The following is a 4,815-nucleotide window of genomic DNA, read 5'->3' on the forward strand; positions in this document are numbered from 1 at the left end:
CGCTCAACGACCATACACTGGTCGGCGAGGTCCGCGGCCGCGGTTTTATCGCGGGGATCCAGATCGTCGAGGATCGCGCCGCCCGTCGCGCCTTCGCGCCGGAGCTCCGGATTGGCACGGATGTCGAGCGGCGGTGCCGCGAGCACGGGGTTATGATCCGCAACATGGGCGACGTGCTGGCGATCTGCCCACCGTATGTGATCACCCCCAACGAGATTGATGCCATGGTTGACGGCATTCGGGCAGCTCTTGATGAGACCGCGGCGGCATATCCGCGAACTGGCCAGTCGGCATGAACCCGCGGGGCGAGGCGGCGAGACATCGTGCATAGCTGGAACGCGGCCGGCGGTGTCGTTCTGCCGTGCGACAAGGGCGCTTCGCTAAGGCGCGAGCCGCAGCATATCGAATCCTGATCACCAGAAGCCGAACGGAGGCCAGACCATGCTTCAGAAAACCAGCCATTTCATGCGCCAGGCCAATCTCATCAACGGCGAGTGGGTGCAGGCCGATAGCGGCCAGACGGTCCACGTCAACAACCCGGCCACCGGCCTCAAGATCGGCACCGTGCCGAAATCGGGCAAGGCCGAGACCCGCCGCGCCATCGAGGCCGCCGCGACCGCCTTCAAGACATGGCGCAAGACCACTGCGCTCGAGCGCTCGAAGCTGCTGCGCAAGCTGCATGACGCGATGATGGACAATCAAGACGTGCTGGCCAACTGCTGACCATCGAGCAGGGGAAATCGTTGTTCGAATCCAAGGGCGAGATCGGCTCGGCCGCGTCCTACATCCTGTGGTTCGCCGAAGAGGGCCGCCGCACCTATGGCGACGTCGTACCGTCGCCGTGGGCGGACCGCCGCATCCTGGTGACCAAGGAGCCGGTCGGCGTCATCGCCGCCATCACGCCGTGGAACTTTCCGTCCTCGATGCTTGCCCGCAAGCTCGGCCCGGCGCTGGCCGCAGGCTGTACTGCCGTCGTCAAGCCGGCGACGCAGACGCCTTATTCCGGCCTTGCCTGGGGCGCGCTGGCCGAGGAAGTCGGCTTCCCCAAGGGCGTCATCAACATCCTGACGGGTGCTGCCGGCGAAATCGGCGACGAGATCTGCGCCAATCCGCTGGTGTCGAAGATCACCTTCACCGGATCGACGGAGGTCGGCAAGATGCTGATCCAGAAGTCTTCCGTCACCGTCAAGAAAGTGTCGATGGAACTTGGTGGCAATGCGCCGTTCATCGTCTTCGATGATGCCGACGTCGAGCGGGCCGTTGCCGGCGCCATCACGGCCAAGTATCGCAATTCCGGCCAGACCTGCGTCTGCACCAACCGCTTCCTGGTTCAGGCCGGCGTCTACGACAAATTCGTCGAGAAGCTCGCCGCCGCCAGCAACGGCCTGAAGGTCGGTTCGGGCCTCGAAGAGGGCGTCCAGCAGGGGCCGCTGATCGACGAGAAGGCGGTCGAGAAGGTCGAGGAACTGATCGCCGATGCGACGTCGAAGGGCGGCAAGGTCGTTGCCGGCGGCAAGCGCCATGCGCTTGGCGGCTCGTTCTTCCAGCCGACGGTCATCGCCAATGCCACGCCGAAAATGCGCTTCATGAAGGAAGAGATCTTTGGCCCGGTCGCGCCGGTGTTCAAGTTCGAGACCGAAGAGGAAGCCATTGCGCTTGCCAACGACACCGAGTTCGGCCTGGCCGCCTATTTCTACACCGGCGATCTCGGCCGCGCCTTCCGGGTCATGGAAGGCCTGAAATACGGCATGGTCGGCGTCAATGAAGGCCTGATCACCACGCCGGAAGCGCCGTTCGGCGGCGTCAAGGAATCCGGTCTTGGCAAGGAAGGCGGACATCAGGGCATCGAGGACTACCTCGACACCAAATATGTCTGCATCGGCGGCCTCGGCCTCTAGTGGGCCGGCTTTGCCAACGCCTCACACCACCTCCAGAGAACAGCCGCACAAGCTATCACCATTACTCTCAGAGGTCGGACAGTCTACCACAAAACCATTCTTCTGCAGCTTTTCGAAAACAAACAGCTTGCCTCTGCGAACGCTGTCTTCAAGGGACCTCGCCTTCGCCAGATGCGCGGCGATCGCGCTGGCCAGCATGCAACCCGTCCCCCGCATCGACGTGGCAAGGCGCGGTGTGTCGAAACGGACTGGTTCTTGATCGCGGCGCAACAGAATGTCGGTCGATCGCGGTCCCGATGCGTGGCCGCCCTTGATCAGCAGGGTCTGCGCTCCGGCCGCCAGTAATTCTTGTCCTTGCCGCAAGGCGCCGTTTTCGTCCGCTACCGGCTCTGTACCAATAAGGAGCCCCAGCTCGATGAGATTGGGTGTGACGACATGGCAAAGTGGCATCAGATCGCGCTTCATGACCGCGATGGCGCCTGCTTCCAGGAGCGCCCGGCCTGAGATCGAGGCCAGCACGGGGTCGAGCACTGTCGGCACCTGCGGATTTTCGCGCAGCACGCCGACAACGGCAACGACGATCTCGGCCGTTGCGAGCATGCCGATCTTGATGGCCGTCACCTCGTTGGCCTGCAGCGCGGCGCGCATCTGATCGGCCACCAGACCGGGTTGCGAAGGATGGATTTCCATGACGGCGTCGTGCGTCTGCACCGTCAGCGCTGTGACAGCCAGGCAGGTGCGCACGCCAATGGAAGAGATCGTCTCGATATCGCGCGCAATGCCGGCGCCGCCGCTGGAGTCCGACCCGCCAACGACAAGCACATGCGGTTCCCGCCTCAGCGCCATTGGTCCGTCTTTTCGATCCATTCCCGCGTGCGCGCTTCGGGGTCGTCATTCAGCGTGATGTCGGTCACCACCGCCGCGCTGTCCGCGCCAGCCTCGAAGACGCCGTCGAGCCTGTCCGGGTTGAGGCCACCGATGGCGATCAAGGGAATCGGTGCGACCCGGTGCTTCCACCCGCTGATCCGTTCGACCCCTTGCGGCGCCCATTTCATCGTCTTCAGGATGGTCGGGTAGATGGGGCCGAGCGCGACGTAGTTGGGCATGGCGGCCATGGCCGTTTCCAGTTCGACATGATCATGCGTGCTGACCCCGACCTTCACGCCGGCTGCCCCTATCCGCGCGAGGTCGGCGGATAGCAAATCCTCCTGGCCGAGATGGACGAAGTCGCAGCCTTCCTCGATTGCCAGGCGCCAGTGGTCGTTGACGATGAACTGGCATTGGTGCTGGGCGCATAAAGCCTTGGCCTTGCGGATCTCCGCGCGCAACCCGGCCTTATCCATGGCCTTGATGCGAAGCTGCACCAGCTTGACGCCGAGCGGGACCAGCCGCTCGATCCAGTCAGCCCTGTCGACGATCAGGTAGAAAGGATCGAGCTTCATAAGAAAACCGCCCTGCCGATGGTCGGTGTCGATGGCACGGCGACGTCGCGCGGTTCGAGCATTCCGGAGCTGAAGGCTTCACGACCGGCCTCGACCGCCTTGCTGAACGCACGCGCCATGCCGACCGGATCGGCCGCCTTGGCGACCGCGGTGTTCAGGAGCACAGCGTCAAAGCCGAGTTCCATAACGGTTGCCGCGTGTGACGGCCGTCCGAGCCCTGCATCCACGATCAGCGGAACATCAGGAAAATGGCCGCGCATCGAGCGCAGCGCAGTGATGTTGATCGGTCCGAGGGCGGAACCGATCGGCGCGCACCACGGCATCAAGACGTTACAGCCCGCCCCCAGCAGCCGCTCGGCGACAACAAGGTCGTCGGTGGTATAGGGGAATACCGTAAAACCGTCTTCACACAGGATGCGGGCGGCTTCGACCAGGCCGAACACATCCGGCTGCAGCGTATCGTGGTTGCCGATCACTTCGAGCTTGATCCAGCTCGGACCGAAGACCTCGCGCGCCATTTTTGCGGTCATGACCGCTTCCTTGACGGAGTGGCAGCCGGCAGTGTTGGGAAGGATCCTTGTGCCCAGCGAGCGGATCAGCGACCAGAATTTTTCGCCGCCCCTGCCGCCTGCCATCTCACGGCGCAGAGAGACGGTCACCACCGACGTGCCCGATGCCCTGACCGCATCGGCAAGGATGGCCGGCGAAGGATATTGAGCTGTGCCGAGAAGCAGGCGGGAGGGAAGCGTCGTCCCGAGAAGGTCGAACAAGCTAGCCGCCCTGCATGGGCGAGAGGATTTCGATCCGGTCGCCGTCGTTCAATTGGAATTCCGCCCGGTTGGCTTTGTGCACCAGGTCATTGTTGACGGCCGTCGCCAGCCAATCGCCCTCATAGTCAAGCGCGGCAAGCAGCGCCTCCAGCGTTGTGGCGGCAACCTCATGCGCTTCGCCGTTGACCATCAGTTTCATGAGCAAGCTCCTTGGTTCTGTCTTGACTGAAAACCAGGTCGGCAGCCTGGCGCGCCATGGCGGGAGCCAGGAGAAAACCGTGACGATAGAGCCCGTTGATCGCAATGATTTCCCCCTTGGTTTCGACGCGCGACAAATTGTCGGGAAAGGCTGGGCGGACGCCGACACCGGTTTCAACGATCTCGGCCTCGCCAAAGGCCGGGTGGAGGGCATAGGCGGTGCCCAGCAGTTCCATCATCGAACGCGCCGTAACCGGTCCGACGGACCGGCTTTCAATCATCGTCGCACCAATCATGAAACGGTGGTCGGTGCGCGGCACTGCATAGAGTGGAAAGCGGGGATGCAGCAGCCTGACGGGGCGCGACAGCGAGATATCAGGGATACGCAGGGTGAGCATTTCGCCGCGAACGCCACGCAACCTGTCATTTTGCGCCGCCATTCCCGTACAGTCGATCTGACGATCGAAACCAAAAACATGCTGGGCGTCGGCGCCGAAGCGGAACTCG

Annotated in this window: 6 protein-coding genes and 1 pseudogene; 2 read left to right on the forward strand and 5 right to left on the reverse strand. The window is 63.2% G+C overall.

Translation table 11 applies throughout. The features are described from left to right. Positions 1–296, forward strand: a 296-nt coding sequence (locus NKJ06_RS34320; RefSeq protein ID WP_352812353.1) for an aminotransferase class III-fold pyridoxal phosphate-dependent enzyme, incomplete at its 5' end; no start/stop codon positions are given. Positions 297–441: 145 nt separating this feature from the next. Then, positions 442–1,898, forward strand: a pseudogene (locus tag NKJ06_RS34325) (NAD-dependent succinate-semialdehyde dehydrogenase). 21 nt (positions 1,899–1,919) lie between these two features. On the opposite strand, the gene NKJ06_RS34330 reads toward NKJ06_RS34325, so the two are convergent. The 5 genes from NKJ06_RS34330 to NKJ06_RS34350 form a co-directional block, all read right to left on the reverse strand. After that, positions 1,920–2,744, reverse strand: coding sequence for a hydroxymethylpyrimidine/phosphomethylpyrimidine kinase (locus NKJ06_RS34330; protein WP_352812355.1), 825 nt, complete (start codon positions 2,742–2,744; stop codon positions 1,920–1,922). After that, positions 2,735–3,340 carry a thiamine phosphate synthase gene (locus NKJ06_RS34335; RefSeq protein ID WP_352812358.1) on the reverse strand — a complete coding sequence of 202 codons (606 nt, stop codon included), beginning with the start codon at positions 3,338–3,340 and terminating at the stop codon, positions 2,735–2,737. The genes NKJ06_RS34330 and NKJ06_RS34335 overlap by 10 nt, the downstream gene beginning before the upstream one ends. Further along, complete coding sequence (locus tag NKJ06_RS34340; RefSeq protein WP_352812359.1) at positions 3,337–4,110, reverse strand: thiazole synthase; 774 nt, start codon at positions 4,108–4,110, stop codon at positions 3,337–3,339. The genes NKJ06_RS34335 and NKJ06_RS34340 overlap by 4 nt, the downstream gene beginning before the upstream one ends. Before the next feature lies 1 nt (position 4,111). Further along, complete coding sequence (gene thiS, locus NKJ06_RS34345; protein WP_031253541.1) at positions 4,112–4,309, reverse strand: sulfur carrier protein ThiS; 198 nt, start codon at positions 4,307–4,309, stop codon at positions 4,112–4,114. Next, a partial coding sequence (locus tag NKJ06_RS34350) for an FAD-dependent oxidoreductase (RefSeq protein ID WP_352812361.1) occupies positions 4,278–4,815 on the reverse strand: 538 nt, incomplete at its 5' end. The genes thiS and NKJ06_RS34350, both read right to left, overlap by 32 nt.

The sequence above is a fragment of the Mesorhizobium sp. M0293 genome, from assembly GCF_040321735.1.
Lineage (GTDB): Bacteria > Pseudomonadota > Alphaproteobacteria > Rhizobiales > Rhizobiaceae > Mesorhizobium.

Coding starts and splice junctions, on each gene's coding strand:
- NKJ06_RS34335 (WP_352812358.1), bottom strand. CDS start 3,340: ATGAAGCTCGATCCTTTCTACCTGATCGTCGACAGGGCTGACTGGATC.
- NKJ06_RS34330 (WP_352812355.1), bottom strand. CDS start 2,744: ATGGCGCTGAGGCGGGAACCGCATGTGCTTGTCGTTGGCGGGTCGGAC.
- thiS (WP_031253541.1), bottom strand. CDS start 4,309: ATGAAACTGATGGTCAACGGCGAAGCGCATGAGGTTGCCGCCACAACG.